This is a genomic window from Opacimonas viscosa (assembly GCF_024199005.1).
GTDB lineage: Bacteria > Pseudomonadota > Gammaproteobacteria > Enterobacterales > Alteromonadaceae > Opacimonas > Opacimonas viscosa.
Genome location: NZ_JANATA010000106.1, coordinates 1 through 275, shown reverse-complemented (window position 1 = coordinate 275; position 275 = coordinate 1). Strand labels below are relative to the sequence as shown.

The following is a 275-nucleotide window of genomic DNA, read 5'->3' as shown; positions in this document are numbered from 1 at the left end:
ATATCAATCCCAGGGAATTTCTCTAAAGGCAATAAGCGGCCAGATACAATGCCGAACAGCAACATAGACAAAAACAGCATTCCGATGGTAACGGGCTTATTTAACGCAAAGCGTGCAAGCGAGGCGCCTATACCTGCAATTTTTGAAAGGTGCGGCTGTGAAGCTATGTCTGTCTCGCGTTGACTCGGGTCACGTGTTTGGCGCTTGTCAGTGTGGGTTTCAGAACTGTTATTAGCGTTGTGAGAAGGTGTACTCATAGCACACCTCCTTTCGAC

The 275-nt window shown here is 47.6% G+C and carries 1 protein-coding gene; it reads right to left on the bottom strand.

The annotated features are described in order from the left end of the window. A partial coding sequence (locus tag NLF92_RS12890; RefSeq protein ID WP_254102606.1) for a hypothetical protein occupies positions 1–257 on the bottom strand: 257 nt, incomplete at its 3' end. Positions 258–275: the final 18 nt, after the last annotated feature.